19 protein-coding genes are annotated in these 15032 nt (G+C 62.1%); 16 read left to right on the plus strand and 3 right to left on the minus strand.

All coding sequences use genetic code 11. From position 1 onward, the window contains the following. The first annotated feature begins 59 nt into the window (after window positions 1-59). Window positions 60-485: a hypothetical protein gene (locus Q1K29_RS05075; protein WP_300391874.1), complete on the plus strand. Its 426-nt coding sequence runs from the start codon at window positions 60-62 to the stop codon at window positions 483-485. On the opposite strand, the gene hrpB is transcribed toward Q1K29_RS05075, so the two are convergent. After that, entirely contained in the window at window positions 469-2919 is a 2451-nt protein-coding gene (gene hrpB / locus Q1K29_RS05080) for an ATP-dependent helicase HrpB (protein ID WP_300391875.1), read from the minus strand. The two genes, Q1K29_RS05075 and hrpB, sit on opposite strands and share 17 nt — an antisense overlap. Before the next feature lie 142 nt (window positions 2920-3061). Between hrpB and Q1K29_RS05085 the strand changes: the two genes are divergently transcribed. From Q1K29_RS05085 to Q1K29_RS05135, 11 genes are all read left to right on the plus strand, one after another. After that, window positions 3062-3793 (plus strand): glycosyltransferase family 2 protein, encoded by a 732-nt coding sequence (locus tag Q1K29_RS05085; RefSeq protein ID WP_300391876.1) that lies wholly within the window; start codon window positions 3062-3064, stop codon window positions 3791-3793. Window positions 3794-3884: 91 nt separating this feature from the next. Further along, window positions 3885-4454 carry a hypothetical protein gene (locus Q1K29_RS05090; protein ID WP_300391877.1) on the plus strand — a complete coding sequence of 190 codons (570 nt, stop codon included), beginning with the start codon at window positions 3885-3887 and terminating at the stop codon, window positions 4452-4454. 129 nt (window positions 4455-4583) lie between these two features. Next, complete coding sequence (locus Q1K29_RS05095) at window positions 4584-6359, plus strand: sodium:alanine symporter family protein (protein ID WP_300391878.1); 1776 nt, start codon at window positions 4584-4586, stop codon at window positions 6357-6359. Between the two features lie 171 nt (window positions 6360-6530). Then, window positions 6531-7442 (plus strand): tyrosine recombinase, encoded by a 912-nt coding sequence (locus Q1K29_RS05100; RefSeq protein WP_300391879.1) that lies wholly within the window; start codon window positions 6531-6533, stop codon window positions 7440-7442. A gap of 89 nt (window positions 7443-7531) precedes the next feature. Then, window positions 7532-7756 (plus strand): hypothetical protein, encoded by a 225-nt coding sequence (locus Q1K29_RS05105; RefSeq protein WP_300391880.1) that lies wholly within the window; start codon window positions 7532-7534, stop codon window positions 7754-7756. 52 nt (window positions 7757-7808) lie between these two features. Next, window positions 7809-8330, plus strand: a complete 522-nt coding sequence (locus Q1K29_RS05110) for a hypothetical protein (RefSeq protein WP_300391881.1) — start codon at window positions 7809-7811, stop codon at window positions 8328-8330. 135 nt (window positions 8331-8465) lie between these two features. After that, complete coding sequence (locus tag Q1K29_RS05115) at window positions 8466-9104, plus strand: putative 2OG-Fe(II) oxygenase (RefSeq protein WP_300391882.1); 639 nt, start codon at window positions 8466-8468, stop codon at window positions 9102-9104. Window positions 9105-9173: 69 nt separating this feature from the next. Then, on the plus strand, window positions 9174-10232 hold the full coding sequence (locus Q1K29_RS05120) for a CoA ester lyase (RefSeq protein ID WP_300391883.1): 1059 nt from the start codon (window positions 9174-9176) through the stop codon (window positions 10230-10232). A 41-nt stretch (window positions 10233-10273) separates the two neighbouring features. After that, the gene (locus Q1K29_RS05125) at window positions 10274-10825 is read left to right on the plus strand and encodes a hypothetical protein (RefSeq protein ID WP_300391884.1); all 552 of its coding nucleotides are present in this window, start codon (window positions 10274-10276) and stop codon (window positions 10823-10825) included. 91 nt (window positions 10826-10916) lie between these two features. After that, entirely contained in the window at window positions 10917-11465 is a 549-nt protein-coding gene (locus Q1K29_RS05130; protein WP_300391885.1) for an energy transducer TonB, read from the plus strand. A gap of 30 nt (window positions 11466-11495) precedes the next feature. After that, complete coding sequence (locus Q1K29_RS05135; RefSeq protein ID WP_300391886.1) at window positions 11496-11930, plus strand: hypothetical protein; 435 nt, start codon at window positions 11496-11498, stop codon at window positions 11928-11930. Between the two features lie 36 nt (window positions 11931-11966). Here the strand turns inward: Q1K29_RS05135 and Q1K29_RS05140 are convergent, their stop codons facing one another. Then, a complete protein-coding gene (locus tag Q1K29_RS05140; RefSeq protein ID WP_300391887.1) occupies window positions 11967-12167 on the minus strand; it encodes a dodecin family protein in 201 nt (66 codons plus the stop codon). Window positions 12168-12300: 133 nt separating this feature from the next. On the opposite strand from Q1K29_RS05140, the gene Q1K29_RS05145 reads away from it, so the two are divergent. The 4 genes from Q1K29_RS05145 to Q1K29_RS05160 all read left to right on the plus strand — a co-directional run bounded on the left by Q1K29_RS05145 (window position 12301) and on the right by Q1K29_RS05160 (window position 14672). Next, on the plus strand, window positions 12301-12720 hold the full coding sequence (locus tag Q1K29_RS05145; protein WP_300391888.1) for a nuclear transport factor 2 family protein: 420 nt from the start codon (window positions 12301-12303) through the stop codon (window positions 12718-12720). Continuing rightward, window positions 12717-13256 carry a GNAT family N-acetyltransferase gene (locus Q1K29_RS05150; RefSeq protein WP_300391889.1) on the plus strand — a complete coding sequence of 180 codons (540 nt, stop codon included), beginning with the start codon at window positions 12717-12719 and terminating at the stop codon, window positions 13254-13256. The genes Q1K29_RS05145 and Q1K29_RS05150 overlap by 4 nt, the downstream gene beginning before the upstream one ends. Window positions 13257-13298: 42 nt before the next feature. After that, window positions 13299-14261, plus strand: a complete 963-nt coding sequence (locus tag Q1K29_RS05155) for an acetyl-CoA carboxylase carboxyltransferase subunit alpha (protein WP_300391890.1) — start codon at window positions 13299-13301, stop codon at window positions 14259-14261. 90 nt (window positions 14262-14351) lie between these two features. Then, entirely contained in the window at window positions 14352-14672 is a 321-nt protein-coding gene (locus tag Q1K29_RS05160; RefSeq protein ID WP_300391891.1) for an SMR family transporter, read from the plus strand. An 11-nt stretch (window positions 14673-14683) separates the two neighbouring features. On the opposite strand, the gene Q1K29_RS05165 is transcribed toward Q1K29_RS05160, so the two are convergent. Then, entirely contained in the window at window positions 14684-14938 is a 255-nt protein-coding gene (locus tag Q1K29_RS05165; protein WP_300391892.1) for a hypothetical protein, read from the minus strand. Between the last annotated feature and the right edge of the window lie 94 nt (window positions 14939-15032).

The raw sequence follows: 15032 nt of genomic DNA on the forward strand, positions 1-15032 counted from the left end.
CTTGACCGTGCACGAATTCGATATTATCGTTTTTCAATAATTAGAAGAAGGAAATCCCCATGCGCGCCGAACTCGTCCGTGTCAGCCTTCATCAGGTCGATATCAAGGTTGTCACCGGTGATGACGAGATGCATGTGCTGCAATGGCGGCGCAATCTGATCTGGGATGAAGTGCTTCTCGACGGCAAGCGCCAGGCGCATTCCAGCGGCTTCGGGCGCGAAAAGGTCTATGGACTCGTTTTCGACAAAAGGCCCGACGGTTCCGGTGGCACCAAGGTCATGCTGCTGCTCGACCCCTCCACCAGCTATGGCAACTGGGGCAACCCGCACCAGCAGCTGGCGGGCGTCCGTCTCGAAACGGCTGAAGGCCCCATTGTCGCTTTCGGCACGCTTGACCCGAAGAACCTTGAAAAGCCGGCCACCTTCTCCGACTGGATGAAGAAGACAATGGGCATGGACTGGGGCGACACTAACCGCCCGAACTGAGCCGTTTCTTCGTCATCCCCGCATGCGCTTTCGCGCTGGCCGGGTCCTCCGGCCAGTCATGCTTGGGATATTGCGCGCGCATATCCTTCGCCATGTCGCGATAACCGCCGCCCCAGAATCCTGAAATATCTTTCGTGACGGCGATGGGCCGTCCGGCGGGCGACAGGAGTTGCAGTGCCACAGCCACGCGACCGCCCGCAATGGCAGGCTGGCGCGTGAGGCCATAGAGTTCCTGTGCCTTCGCCTCGACCAGCGGGGCGTTATCATCAAGATAATCTACGCTCGCATTCCGGCCGCTTGGCAGCGTGATGGTCGCAGGCGCCAACGTGTCAATCTCCTGCGCCTTCGGCCAGCCGAGTGACTGTTTCAGTGCATTCGCCACCGCGCCGCCAGACGGCATCTGGAACTTGCCGCCCCCCAGCACCGGCGCCAGCCAGTCGTCCGCCGTCATGGCAAGGTCGGCCTCATTCAAGGCCGGCCACTCGTCGCTGAAGGCCTCATGCAGCAGGCTGAGCCGGGCGAGGAAGCCTTTGACAGGCATGCCGAGGCCCGCCGCCTCGAAGCCGTTCTGTTGCACGAACGCGATGAAGGCGGCCCTTGCTGCCTCACCAGAAGGCTGGGGCAGGGGTGTTTCCGACAGGACGATCTTGCCGACCGCCTTCACGCGCCGGCCCTTGAAGCTTTTTGACGCCGGGTCGAAGCTCGCCCATTCTTCCGCGACAGGTGGATGCAGGGCGAGAACGTCAGCTTCGGCAATTGGTGCTGCCAGCGTGATGCGGGCCCGGCCAGCCGCTCCCACCATATCTGCGACAACAATCCATTGGGCCTTGGCAAGACCTGAGTCAGCAGGCAATTCGCCCGCGCGGCCATTGGCAAGAAGGTAGCTTGTTTCCGATCCATCCCGGCGCCGGGCGATCTGGCCGGGCCAGGCGGTGGCAAGCAAGAGTGCTGGATCGCCGCTTGGTTTTGCGGCTTTCGCCCATCGTGCCGCCTGCCGCTTCAGCGCCTCGGCGCGTGGCCCGTTATCCCGCCTGAAGCCTGCGAGCCGGTCAAGAAGGTTGGCCGAGCTTCCGCCGATCCCGGCTTCGCTGGCCAGCGCGGCGATCTCTGCGGCCAGCGCGCCTTCACCATCGTTCTGGGCGCTCGCTACAAGGCTGGCATATTTCGGATCAAGTGGCAGGGCAGCCATGCGTTTGCCACGGTCGGTGAGCTTGCCGGCCTCATCCAGCGCGCCATAGGCGAGGAGCGCTTCCCGGGCCGCCTCGATACGTCCTTTTGGTGGCGCATCGAGCCAGGTCAGGCGGTACGGATCGTCTTCTCCCCATTCCGCCAGCGAGAGAAGCAGGCCGGACAGGTCAGCATTCAGGATTTCAGGCGCGGGTGCTGCAATGAGGCCGCGTGTTTTTTCCTCGTCCCATAACCGGTAACAGACGCCCGGCCCGAGACGCCCGGCCCGGCCCCTTCGCTGGTCGACATTGGCGCGGGCTGCCCGGATCGTGCGCAGGACCTGTGTGCCACTGGCAGGCTCGAACTCAGGGACGCGGGCAAGCCCTGAATCCACGACGACGTGGACGCCATCTATGGTGAGCGCGCTCTCGGCGATGTCTGTCGCAAGCACGACCTTGCGTTGACCATCTGCGGCAGGTCGCACGGCTTCGTCCTGTTCCCTTGGCGAGAGCGCCCCGAAAAGTGGGTGTACGCTGACATTGGCAGGCAGGCTGGTCAGCCGCTCAGCTGTGCGCCGGATTTCACCAGCCCCCGGCAGGAAGGCAAGGATAGAGCCCTGCTCGGCGCGGGCCGCCTTCTCGATGGCGGCCGCCATCTGGTCTTCGATCCGGTCCCGGTTACGCCCGAGATATTTCGTCTCCACCGGATATTGCCGGCCCTGGCTTTCGATGACCGGCGCGTCGAGGCGTCCGGCCACCTTGTCGGTGTCCAGCGTGGCCGACATGGCGATGAGGTGCAGGTCTTCCCGAAAGACGGCCTGGGTCTCGAGCGCCAGGGCGAGACCGAGATCGGCGTTGAGACTGCGCTCGTGGATCTCGTCGAAGATCACCGCCGACACGCCCTCCAGCGACGGGTCGGCCAGCAGGCGGCGGGTGAACAGGCCGTCGGTAATGACCTCCACCACAGTATCAGAAGAGACCTTGCGGTCTATGCGCGTCGCGAGGCCGATCCGCGCGCCGGTCTTCTCTCCAAGTGTTGCGGCCATACGCTCGGCAGCCATGCGCGCGGCCAGCCGCCTTGGCTCCAGCATCACAATCTTTCCCGGCAGTGCCTCGAAGCCCTCGATCAAGCCGGCCAGTGCCAGCGGGACCCGCGTCGTCTTGCCGGCGCCTGGCGGAGCGGCTAGGACCAGACGCTTTTCGGCCCGCACACGTGTGCAGATCTCTTCGAGCAGGGGCTCGATCGGAAGGTCGCTCAACTTTGCCATTACGGCCCCTCTAGCGGAATCCTCTGTCGTTGGCACGGCCTCTGGCAGTCTTCGCGGTCATCCATGGTTTCGCTTTGGGCGCGAACCGCTTAAAGAGGGCGGCCAGAAACACCCCCGCATCCTCTACAAGAGGCCAGAAGCCGTGGCTGAAACACTTGAATTCTCCGTCGTCGTTCCGGTGCACAATGAATCCGGCAATGTCGAAATGCTTGCGCGCGAAATCGCGACGGCGCTCGATGGCCGTGCTTATGAGATGATTTTCGTCGATGATGCCTCGACCGATGAAACCCGTTCGGAACTGGCTGAGCTGAAAGAAACATTTCCGGCATTGCGCATCCTGAGCCACCGCAAGAATGCCGGCCAGAGCCGGGCGATCCGGACCGGCGTCAAGGCTGCGCGCGGGCGTGTTGTTGGCACGCTGGACGGGGATGGACAGAACGATCCTGCCGACCTGCCGGACCTTTATCGCGCGCTGACACGCCAGGACGCAGGCGAGAAACTCGCCATGGTGATGGGCCGCCGGGCCAGCCGCAAGGACACCGCCTGGAAGCGCTTTGGGTCGCGCTTTGCCAACTCGATCCGCCGGCGCATGCTGCGCGATGACTGCGATGATAGCGGGTGTGGCATCAAGGTGGTGAAACGCGACGTCTTCCTCGCGCTTCCCTATTTCGACCATATGCACCGCTACATGCCGGCCCTGATCCGGGCGGATGGCTATGATGTTGAATATATGGACGTAAACCACCGCGAGCGTGGGTCAGGCACGTCGAAGTATACAAACTTCGGCCGCCTCTGGGCGGCCCTCTCGGATCTGCGCGGTGTGACCTGGCTCATTCGCCGCCGGCGTAACCCTGAAGGCGCCGACGAGATTTGATCTCAGGGTGAATCCTGAAAGACACATCCCCCACCCCGGCTTTCTGTATTAGGCTTTTCATGCTTAACAGGGCGGAAAGGGGACGTTAGGCATGAGTCTGAAAGGTGTCTTCGGAGCAGCCGCCATTGCGCGAGCCGAAGACCGCAAGAAACATGCGGCAGCCTCAAACCGCTCAAGCAAAGGCAGGGGATCCAACATGCGTGTGCTACTCGGTATTTTTCCGCTCCTGATCATTCCGGTCGCGATCTACAATCTCATTGCGCTGCCCTATGGCGGCACAGGCGATCCCGCGAATGCAGTGATCAATAATGCGTCGCCGATCATTGATCTTCTCAACAATCCGATGATCACGCTGCCGATGATCTCCGGCGTCAACTGGGCGATCACCAATGGCGAGATGCTGATCCTCTTCTCCATCGCTCTGCTTTTTATGGAAATCCTGAAGTCGACCTCGACCGGCACGGCGACGATCATCAATCACGGGATATCGATGATCCTGTTCATCGTCTGCCTGGTGGAGTTCCTGCTTCTGCCGAACTTCGCGACCTCGGCCTTTTTCATCATTACCATCATGACGCTGCTCGACGTGCTCGCCGGTGTCGTGGTGACGATTGTCTCTGCGCGCCGTGACTTCGGCGTGGGAGAAGGTTTCGGCGCCTGACGCTTTCCGGGCAAAATTGAACTCTTTGGCGCGGGGCAGATGTAAAATCTGCCCCGTCCTGCTTCACAGCGGCGAAAACACGTCTAGTGTCGGGCGCTTCAAGGGAGCAAGGAGCCGGGGAGGCCAGCTTTGGATATCATCGCTTTGATCGAGAATGTCGCCGGATTTATATGGGGCGGCACATGGGGCGACACGGTCGTCATACCGGGACAGATCGGCCCGCTTGCCGTCATCCTGCTCGGCACCGGGCTGTTCATGATGGTGCGGATCGCGGCGCGGCCGCTGCGCCGTTTCGTGCCAGCGCTGGTTGAGGTCTGGCAGGGCCGCAAGGCGCAGGGAGAGGACGGTGCAATCACCCCCTGGCAGGCGCTCTCGACGGCGCTGTCCGGACAGGTTGGCACGGGGAACCTCGCTGGCGTCGCGACGGCGATTACGCTTGGCGGGCCGGGTGCGATCTTCTGGATGTGGATCGTCGCCATCTTCGGCATGGCGCTCGCCTTCTCGGAAAGTTCGCTGGCCGTGAAGTATCGCGAAACCGACGAATATGGCCGCATCAATGGCGGCCCGATGTATTACATCAAGAACGGTCTTGGTAAGAATTGGGGCTGGCTGGCCGTCATCTTCTGTCTCGGGACGCTATTCTCTGCGGCTGCGACAGGCGGGGCCATCCAGGCCAATTCGATCATGGAATCGGTCACCGAGACAAGCCAGTCGACCCTTGGTTTGACCATTCCGCCCTGGGCCATCGGCCTGGTGCTCGCCGCTCTGGTCTTCGCCGTCATCATTGGCGGCATCAAGTCCATCGGCAGTTTTGCCGGCAAGGTCGTGCCGGTCATGGCAGCGCTCTATGTGCTCGCGGCGCTGATCGTGCTGATCATCAATGCCGACAAGGTGCCGGGCGCTTTCATGCAGATTATCGGGTCGGCCTTTGGCTGGCAGGAAGCGGCAGGCGGGGCAGCCGGTTATGGCGTCATGCAGGCGGTCCGCTACGGTATTTCGCGCGGGCTGTTCTCCAACGAAGCCGGTCAGGGTTCAGCCCCGATTGCGCACGCAGCGGCGCGCACCAAGAACCCGGTCCAGCAGGGCGAGATCGCCATGATCGGCGTCTTCATCGACACGATCATCATCTGCACCATGACCGCGCTCGTCATCCTGACGGTTGTCGGCGACTTCAAGAAGAGCCCGGCCCTGATGGCCGCGAACGCCTGTGTCGAGGCGGACTATGCCCTGCCGGAAGGCACGGACATGAATGCGCTTTTCCCGAGTGCCTATACCGAGGGCCGCGAGGCGACGATTGCCCGGAACGGGGCTGTGGCGTCGGCCTGGCTGCAGGAATGCCGCGCATCCGGCGTTGCGATTGAGGACATTGCTATCGAGGCAGCCCATCCGGCAGCCTTGCAGGCCATGTCCAGCGACGACGTTGCGGCGCTCGAAGCCGAAGCTGGCGAAGGCTGGACTGAACTCCAGGCGCAGATCGACGAGTCGATGGTCGCGGTCGACCATGCCTGGGAGACGGACGCCAACTCGGCGGCGATCACCACCCGGGCCTATGGCGCGGCCTTCCCCGGCGGTGAATTCATCGTGCCGGTGGCGCTGTTCTTCTTCGCCTTCACGACCATTATCGGCTGGTCCTATTACGGTGAGCAGGCGGCGACCTATCTGGTCGGTGAGTGGGCGACCCACCCGTTCCGCTACTTCTGGGTCGTGATCATCTTCCTGGGCACCATCGCGGCGGCCGACTGGCTGTGGCTGCTGGGCGATATCGCCAATGCGTCCATGGCCTTCCCGAACCTGATTGCGCTGCTGGCGCTCTCCAGTGTCGTGGTGGCGATGCACAAGATGAATGACGACCCCGATCACGGGCATCCTGTGTTGGACAAGACCGAGGACAGCCCGGCGGAATAAGGGGCGGACGAGATCGGGACATTCGCCGGAATTGACGTTCCAGAAACGTTCCAATTCCAGCCCGGTTTCAGACCGGTTTCCGGTCCCCAGAAAAATTACCGGGCGCGGCAGCGATGTCGCGCCCGGTTTTTTTAAGCGTGATCTTAAGACTCGTGGGCGCTCAATCGGCTGATGAGCGATGCCGCCCGGATCGATGCCTTTCTTGAAATGATGAGCGCCGAGCGCGGGGCCTCGGCCAATACGCTCGATGCCTATGGCCGTGATCTCGCCGATGCCTCCGGCTTCCTGAAGGGCCGTCTCACAAAAGCCTCTGCGAAAGACGTCTCGCGCTATGCGACCTGGCTCGCCGATCAGGGGCTCGCGCCCCGCAGTCAGGCGCGAAAGCTCTCCTCGCTGCGCCGCTTCTGCCGGTTCCTGTTCGAAGAAGGCGACCGCAAGGACGACCCGACCTCGAAACTCGAAGGCCCCAAGGCCCATCGCGATATTCCCGATGTGCTCTCACGCGAGGAGGTCTCGCGACTGATCGAGGCCTGTGGCGACGACATGCGCCTTCGCTGCCTCGTTGAATTGCTCTACGGCGCCGGTCTTCGCGTTTCCGAACTGGTCAGCCTGAAGCTCGGCAACCTGCCGCGCCGCAAGGGCGAGCGCTGGGAGACGAGCGACATCATCGTTCGCGGCAAGGGCGGCAAGGACCGGCTCTGCCCGCTTGGCACCCCGGCGCTGGACGCCATTCTCGCCTGGCTCGAGCAGCGCGAAGAAAGCCTGCCCAAGGGCACGGTGAAGGCGAAGTCAGCGGCGGCCTATCTCTTTCCCTCGCGCGGCAAGGAAGGCCATCTCACCCGTCGCAGGCTCGGTCAGCTGCTGAAGGAGCTTTCACTGGCTGCCGGTCTCGACCCGGCCCGCGTCCATCCGCATGCGCTGCGCCACGCCTATGCCACCCATCTGCTGCAGGGCGGTGCCGACCTTCGCTCGGTCCAGACGCTGCTTGGCCATGCCGATATTTCCACTACGGAAATCTACACCCACGTGCTCAGCGACGAGCTGGCAGAGCTGCTTGAGACGGCGCATCCGCTGTCGCGGTAAAGATTTTGCAGAGAGCCCTCTCCCACCCTGAAGCAGGTGGAGTATATATAGAGACGCTGGCAGCCGTGACTGCTCGTATTGGAGATTACATGTTCGCTCTCATCAAGGCCCTTGCGGCCACCATCCTGATCGCAGAAGTCGCCGGCGCCTTCGCGCTTGGTCTCGTGACCGTGGTCCTGTTCGGACTTCACATTCATGGCCTCATCTTCTGGGGCATTGAGGCCATCACGACCTGCTTCGTCCTGTACGGTTGCGCCTTCTTCTTCAGCCGCGCGCTTGCCTATGAGAGATCGGTCTCGCTGCCAAAAGATTGAACCAGACGCCGCGGCTACGCGTATCTCCTCCAGGCAAGGGCGGGATTTCGATATGCGGCGACACTTCTGGGGAGCCATAGGACTGGCATTTCTGGCGGCTTGCGGAGGCTCCGACGCTGGCGATAACAGCGATGCTTCCTTTGCGCCGAAGGTGAGCCCGGACGATTTTTCCGTGCTCGTCGGCGATGAGTGGGAAGGCTCGCTCACCTATCTCGACTATTCCGACGAGGAGACCGAGACGACCATTCCGGCCGAGCTCCTGGTCGGGCAGAATGGCCGGACGTTCGAACTCTATTTCTCTTTTCCCGAGGACCCGAGAGCCGACGGGCGCGCAGAGGTCGCGATTTCCGAGAATGGCCGTAAGGTGAATGACGAGACGGTCCAGCGTCGCGTCCAGCGGGGCGATGAACTCATGCTGGTCACGAAGCAGGACTGCCAGGACAATGCCGTGACGGCCACGTGCGAATATACCTACACCATCGCTCCACAGGAATTCACCATCACCAAGATGGTCACGCCGCGGGATGAAGACGAAGCCTTCCGGCGCAATCATTACAGCTTCACCCGCTCCTGAGCCCAAGCCTGCTACAGCGCCGCATTAAACGTCCATTGACCGCCCCCCGACATCCGCATTACAGATGTCGTGCGACAGGTGTAATAATTCAGGTTTATAAGGCGCTTTCAGGGTCACGCGCCGGAGATGCTGGACGTGGCTACGATATTCACGCCGCAGGCGGAGAAGGAATTCTTCACGCCTTTCGGCCCCATGATGGGCTTTTTCCGGATGCCGGGTCAGTTCGTCGACCAGATGAACAGCGCGATGAACCGGGAGCTGGAAGACCATTCCGGACAATTGGTCGGCAAGGTTCGCGAAGAACTGCGTTTCGACAAGCCGCTTGTCGATCTCGCCGCGGCTGCGCTCGGCCAGACGCTGATCGAGTATCATGTGCGCGCCAGCCGGCGTGGAGCGTTCGGCAATTACGACCATCGCAGCAAGCAGTTTGAGCTCAATATCGCGGGCGGCTGGTTCGTGCGCCAGTATGCCGGGGATTATAATCCGCTGCATATCCATACAGGCGCTGCGCTTTCCTGCGTCGGCTATCTCAAGCTGCCCGACGGCATCGAGGCCGAGTGGGAAGAGGATTACCGCGACCACCACCCCTCGCATGGGCACCTGCAATTCGCGCACGGGACCGACAGCCACTATTCCGTCTCGAATTTCATGATCAAGCCGCGCGTCGGCGACTTCTATATTTTCCCCTCCTACATGTTCCACTGCGTCTATCCGTTCCGCTCCGAAGGCGAGCGGCGCTCCTTCAGCATGAACCTCTCGGTGCTTGAGCGCTGAGACTTTCAGCCTGATTGACCCGGACAGGCGCTCCTCTATGTTGCGCTGCGAAAACAGGAGGACATGCGCATGACCCGGAAAACACCACGGAATTTCTTCAAGCCGCTGTCGATTGGCGCGCCGGACCCGATGCGCGAGCTGCCCGTCCGGCTGGAGCGGATGATCCATTTCGTCCCGCCGCATCTCGACAAGGTGCGCGGCAAGGTTCCGGATATTGCGCCGACGGTCGACGTCGTCCTCGCCAATCTTGAAGATGCCATTCCGGCCGATGCCAAGGACGCCGCGCGCGCCGGCGCCGTCGAGATGGCCTCGATGTATGACTGGCAGGGCAAGGGGACCGGTTTCTGGAGCCGGGTGAACTGCCTCAACTCCCCCTGGTTCCAGGAGGATGTCTCCGAGCTTGTCCTGAAGGCCGGCCACCAGCTCGATGTGATCATGCTGCCCAAGGTTGAAGGCCCGTGGGACATTCACTTCGCAGACCAGTATGTCGCCCAGCTGGAAGCCAAGGCAGGGCTGAAGCGCCCGATCCTGTTTCATGCCATCCTCGAGACCGCGCAGGGCATGGCGCTGGTCGAGGAGATCGCGCTTGCCAGCCCGCGTATGCAGGGCATTTCGCTTGGCCCGGCGGATCTCGCGGCCGATCGCAAGATGAAGACCACCCGCGTGGGTGGCGGACACCCCTACTACCGCGTCGTCGATGATCCGAACGAGGATGGTTCGGCGCGCGAGAGCGCCCAGCAGGATCCGTGGCACTATACGATTGCCCGCATGGTCGATGCCTGCCGCATGGCCGGGATCAATGCCTTCTATGGCCCGTTCGGCGACATTGCCGACCTCGAGGCCTGCGAGCAGCAGTTCCGCAATGCCTTCCTGCTCGGCTGTTCCGGCACATGGACGCTGCACCCCAAGCAGATCGAGATCGCCAAGCGCGTCTTCTCGCCGGATCCGAATGAGGTGAAATTCGCTCGCCGCATCCTCGAAGCCATGCCCGACGGGTCAGGCGTGGCGATGCTGGATGGCAAGATGCAGGATGATGCGACCTGGAAGCAGGCCAAGGTCATTTCCGACCTCGCCGACCTGGTCGCCTCAAAGGACCCGGATTTGGCGAAAGCCTATTCGGGTGATTAGGATGGGAAGCGTGGTCCAAGAGCAATCAAGGAGACACGCTCATGAGAATTTCCCCCCTCATCGCCCTCGCCGCCGCCGGTAGCCTGCTCGCGGGCGCCGCCCATGCCGAGCTGGAAGATTATCACGGCTTCGACAAGGAGGTCGTTGATGCGCTCAATGACCGGATGGAAGAACCGCTGACGAGCGAGCTGCTGGCAGCGCTGAGCGGGCATGTCGGCATCGAGGCCTGCGGCGGCGACAATGTGGTCGAGGAGCGCCCGCCCGAAGGCTGGGTCGAGCGGATAAAGAAAGCCAATGCGCCGGGCGGCGACGTCGTCATGCCCATTCCGACCGGGGCGCTCGCGCCGGATTATCCGCCGCTTTTCAGCGCGCTCGGTGTGGAGGGCACCTGCGAGGTGATGTTCGACGTCACGGCGACGGGTGAAACGGAAAACATTCTTGCCAACTGCACAATGCCGCCCTTTACCAAAGCCACGAAGGGGATGCTGGCAGACCTGGAATTCACTGCCGGTGAAGGCGCTGATTCTCCGGCAACCAAGAACATCATCATCCCGGTGCAGTATTGCCGTCCCGACAAGGAAGAGGGCGGCTGAGCGCTCACCTGCCGGCTGATGCAGGGTTGGCGCGGGATTTAAGGGCCTGATAAGCTCGACGCCTGATTAACCAGGTTCAAGGACGTCCCTCATGAAGCGCTCTCATCTTGCCCTGCTGGCCGGCAGCGGCCTCGTTCTCGCAGCGTGTGCCACCAGTCCGACCCGCGTCTACGGCCCGGGCCCGTCGCAGACCGGGGCGGCGGCCTCGACCGTCTCGCTCGAAGGCAAGATTGCCGAGTGCGGCCATTCCGGCGCCGCGCCGGCCCAGGTCGTCTATCCCGATGGCTGGCAGACGCGCTTCAATGAGGTGGCGCAGAAATCCATGTCGAATGATGAACTGCTCGGCGGGCCAGTGACGACCGAGGTTGTGGCGCGCAATGACAAGCCGGTCCGCCCGCCCGTACCGAGCTATCCCGCCTCGGCTGCAAGCCGCGGTGTCGAAGGTCTTTGCTATGCGCTGATGGACGTGACACCGGCCGGCACGCCGGATGAGATCCTGACGGCCTGTTCTTCTCCAGCGTTCAGTTCAGCGACCTATGAGGCGGTGAGGGATCTGGAATTCGCGCCGAAAACGGTCGAAGGGCGGCAGGTCCGCCGCCTTAATGTGGTCTATCCCGTCCAGTATTGCCTGCAGGACTAATTCCTTCGGATACGGAAAAAGGGGACGAGGATGAACAGATTGATCGCGGTCATGGGCCTGGGCCTGATACTGGCTGGCGCGGCTGTGGCCGATGAGGCGTGGGACACCGAGATCGGCGAGGTGATTTATGATCACGACACCGACGAAGGCCACGCTGTCCTGACCTATCCGATCGAGGGCAGCGATGTCCGGGGGATTGGTTATATCGAGGGTCTGGCCGGGCAGACGACGGGCCGGCAGGCTTATGCGGGCCTCTGGGTGGAGCCGGACGGCACCGGCAGCGAGCGCTGTCCGTATGCGATTGCCGATCCGGAAACCGGCGAACCCCGCTGGACCTGGGGACAGATCGAAATGGTCTTCGTCCAGCCTGATTTCCCCGCCAGCTGGGTCATCCAGCGCGGCTACTGCTTCGAGGATCCGAGTGAGTTTCTGGTCGGCCAGCCGGTAACGACCGATAGCGAGTAAGGCGTGGGCGCAGCAACACGCTGCGCCCCCTCAGCCCTAGTCCGTCAGCACAAAAGTCACTTTCATGGTGACATAGTAGCTGTCGATCTTGCCGTTCGACACGCGGGCCTTGATGTCCGAGACCCAGACATGTTCGACATTGTTCAGCGTTTCCGAGGCGCGCTTTACGCCCTCTTCGATCGCGCCTTCGACAGATGATCCGCTTGCGGTGATTTCTGTAACGCGGGCAACACTCATGGTTGGCTCTCCTTGGTAGTGAGCCGCCCCAGCCTGACAGCAATGAACCACAGCGGCCCGAGTTCCGCCAGCGTAAGGTCTTCGCCTTTCCGTTGCCCCGCGCTAAGGAGGACGAAACAGGAGGGAAGCCGCCATGGTGCCGAAAACCGGTCACTCGAAGAATTTGCAGCGCTGGATGGATTATTTCCATGGCACGCATACGCCGGAAGAGCTGTCAGCCCTGCTGCATGACGATGTCGTCTTCAGGAGCCCGATCGTCCACACGCCGCAGGAAGGCAAGGCGATCACGATGATGTACCTCGGTGCGGCCGGGCAGACGCTCGGCAGCGATGATTTCCGCTATACCCGCGTTTTCGATTGCGGCGACAAGGCTGTCCTCGAGTTCGAGACAAGGATGGACGGGGTCGACGTAAACGGGATCGACATGATCGAGTGGGATGGCGATGGCCTGATCACCGATTTCAAGGTCATGGTGCGCCCGTTGAAGGCCATCCAGGCGGTGCATGCCGCGATGAAGGCGATGCTGGGAAAGATGAAGGGAGCCCAGGTGTGAGCGGTTCTCCCGTCCCCGTCCTGCTGACCGGGCGACTTAAGCTGCGCGGTGTCGAGGCCTCAGACTTCGACCGCCTTGTCGCGCACTGGAGCCATCCCGAGACGATCCGCTTCATTGGCGGGGAGGCACGCCCGCCGGACCAGGTCTGGGCGCGCAATGTGCTGGGCAGCCGTGGCCTGTGGCCCCTGCTTGGCTATGGCTACTGGCTGGCCGAGGACCGCAAGACGGGCGACTATGTCGGCGAGGTCGGCTTTGCGGATTTCCATCGCAACACCGAGCCAGCCTTCTGGGGCGTGCCGGAATGCGGCTGGGTGATCTCGCCCGACCGCTTCGGCCAGGGCTATGCCAGCGAGGCTGTCGGTGCCATCCATGACTGGCTGGACGCGGAACTGTCGGTGCCAAAAAGCGTCTGTATTATCGACAAGGACAATCACGCCTCGATCCGGATTGCGGAGAAATTCGGCTACAAACAAAACGGAACCGTGCGCATGAACGGGGAAGACATCTGTTTTTTCGAGCGCACACGACGCAGTTGAAAAGCCTAGGAATCTCTGCCGACTACAGCTAGTTTGCCGCCCATGCCCACGACCTATCTCGATTTTGAAAAGCCGATTGCCGAGCTCGAGACAAAGATTGCCGAGCTGGAATCGCTTAGCCAGACAGGGGACGGCCCGTCGATTTCCGATGAGCTGAAGAAGCTCAAGGACAAGGCGTCCAAGCAGCTGAAGGATACCTATTCCTCGCTGACGCCCTGGCGCAAGACGCAGGTCGCCCGCCACCCCGAGCGCCCGCACTGCTCTGACTATATCGAAAACCTGTTCGATGACTTCCAGGAGCTGGCTGGCGACCGGGTCTTCGGGAATGATGAAGCCGTGATTGGCGGCCTTGCGACCTTCCGCGGCCGCAGCGTTGTCGTGCTGGGCCACGAAAAAGGCCGCACGACCGAGAGCCGCCTGCGCCACAATTTCGGCATGGCGCACCCGGAAGGCTACCGCAAGGCGGTCCGCCTGATGGATCTCGCCGACAAGTTCAACCTGCCGGTCCTCTCCTTCGTTGACACCGCCGGCGCCTTCCCCGGCAAGGCGGGCGAGGAGCGCGGTCAGGCCGAGGCCATCGCCCGCTCGACCGAACGCTGCCTGACGCTGACGGTGCCCATGGTCTCACTCATCATCGGTGAGGGCGGTTCAGGGGGTGCGATTGCCATCGCAGCGGCCAACAAGGTGCTGATGATGGAGCACTCCATCTATTCCGTGATTTCACCGGAAGGCTGTGCCTCCATTCTTTATCGCGATGCTGCGAAAGCCCGCGATGCGGCGGAAGCCATGAAGATCACATCCGACGACCTGCTCAAGCTGAAAGTCATCGATGCCATCGTGAAGGAGCCCGTCGGTGGCGCCCATCGCGATCCGCAACGCGCGATCAGCCAGGCTGGGCGCGCCATCGAGAAGGCGCTCGGTGAGCTGAATGGCCTCTCGGTGCAGGAGCTGAAACGCCAGCGCCGCGACCGCTTCTACGCCATCGGGCGTGAGGGGCTGAACTAGCCGCGACCTGGAATCCGGAAAGGCAGGCCACGTCCTCGCCCCATTGGGAATGAAGTCCGGGACGGCCCGGCGACCATGAGGTGCAACCCTATGGCCTGGACCATTCTTTTCATCGCCGGACTGCTCGAAGTGGTCTGGGCGTTCTCGATGAAACAGTCCGCGGGGTTTACCCGCCTGTTTCCATCCCTGGTGACGATTGTCGCCATGATCGGAAGTTTCAGCCTGCTTGCCTGGTCGATGCGCGTCCTGCCATTGGGGACGGCCTACACCGTCTGGACGGGGATCGGGGCGCTTGGGGCGCTGGTGATGGGGATCGTATTTCTCGGCGAGAGCGTGACAGCGCTTCGCATACTTGCTGCGGGCATGATCCTTGGCGGACTTTTGCTGATGAGGATTTCGACTGTTAGCTGAGATGAGGGGTGTTAGCCTTCGTCACACACTGCGCAACTGTCGATGGCCGGGTCCTTGTCCAGCCGCTTCACGCTGATCTGGTCGCCGCAATATAGGCAATGGCCGAACGCACCGGTGTCGAGCCGGCGGAGCGCTGCATCGATGCGCTTGAGGTCATCTTCGGCCTGTGTGTTGGCTGGAATCGTCCGATCCGCCTCGGCCTTGCGGGGCGAAGCGCCTGAGACGCCGATCCTGTCGGCGGAACCAGGGCCATAGAGGGACTTCATTTCAGGCAGCCTGCGTCTGATTTAATCGCTTGGCAAGGGCTAGCCGGATAGGGGAGTGTTACATTATCGATAGTCGAGAAGAAGCGGCAAGGGA

Origin of the sequence: Henriciella sp. (assembly GCF_029937755.1) — a bacterium.
In the GTDB taxonomy this organism is placed as follows: Bacteria; Pseudomonadota; Alphaproteobacteria; order Caulobacterales; family Hyphomonadaceae; genus Henriciella.

What these genes read in the sequence shown, in the direction of transcription:
- Q1K29_RS05165 (WP_300391892.1), bottom strand. Translation starts at nt 14,938, where the DNA reads ATGAAGTCCCTCTATGGCCCTGGTTCCGCCGACAGGATCGGCGTCTCA.
- Q1K29_RS05075 (WP_300391874.1), top strand. Translation starts at nt 60, where the DNA reads ATGCGCGCCGAACTCGTCCGTGTCAGCCTTCATCAGGTCGATATCAAG.
- Q1K29_RS05130 (WP_300391885.1), top strand. Translation starts at nt 10,917, where the DNA reads ATGAAGCGCTCTCATCTTGCCCTGCTGGCCGGCAGCGGCCTCGTTCTC.
- Q1K29_RS05155 (WP_300391890.1), top strand. Translation starts at nt 13,299, where the DNA reads ATGCCCACGACCTATCTCGATTTTGAAAAGCCGATTGCCGAGCTCGAG.
- Q1K29_RS05135 (WP_300391886.1), top strand. Translation starts at nt 11,496, where the DNA reads ATGAACAGATTGATCGCGGTCATGGGCCTGGGCCTGATACTGGCTGGC.
- Q1K29_RS05100 (WP_300391879.1), top strand. Translation starts at nt 6,531, where the DNA reads ATGAGCGATGCCGCCCGGATCGATGCCTTTCTTGAAATGATGAGCGCC.
- Q1K29_RS05145 (WP_300391888.1), top strand. Translation starts at nt 12,301, where the DNA reads ATGGTGCCGAAAACCGGTCACTCGAAGAATTTGCAGCGCTGGATGGAT.
- Q1K29_RS05090 (WP_300391877.1), top strand. Translation starts at nt 3,885, where the DNA reads ATGAGTCTGAAAGGTGTCTTCGGAGCAGCCGCCATTGCGCGAGCCGAA.
- hrpB (WP_300391875.1), bottom strand. Translation starts at nt 2,919, where the DNA reads ATGGCAAAGTTGAGCGACCTTCCGATCGAGCCCCTGCTCGAAGAGATC.
- Q1K29_RS05125 (WP_300391884.1), top strand. Translation starts at nt 10,274, where the DNA reads ATGAGAATTTCCCCCCTCATCGCCCTCGCCGCCGCCGGTAGCCTGCTC.
- Q1K29_RS05120 (WP_300391883.1), top strand. Translation starts at nt 9,174, where the DNA reads ATGACCCGGAAAACACCACGGAATTTCTTCAAGCCGCTGTCGATTGGC.
- Q1K29_RS05105 (WP_300391880.1), top strand. Translation starts at nt 7,532, where the DNA reads ATGTTCGCTCTCATCAAGGCCCTTGCGGCCACCATCCTGATCGCAGAA.
- Q1K29_RS05110 (WP_300391881.1), top strand. Translation starts at nt 7,809, where the DNA reads ATGCGGCGACACTTCTGGGGAGCCATAGGACTGGCATTTCTGGCGGCT.
- Q1K29_RS05160 (WP_300391891.1), top strand. Translation starts at nt 14,352, where the DNA reads ATGGCCTGGACCATTCTTTTCATCGCCGGACTGCTCGAAGTGGTCTGG.
- Q1K29_RS05140 (WP_300391887.1), bottom strand. Translation starts at nt 12,167, where the DNA reads ATGAGTGTTGCCCGCGTTACAGAAATCACCGCAAGCGGATCATCTGTC.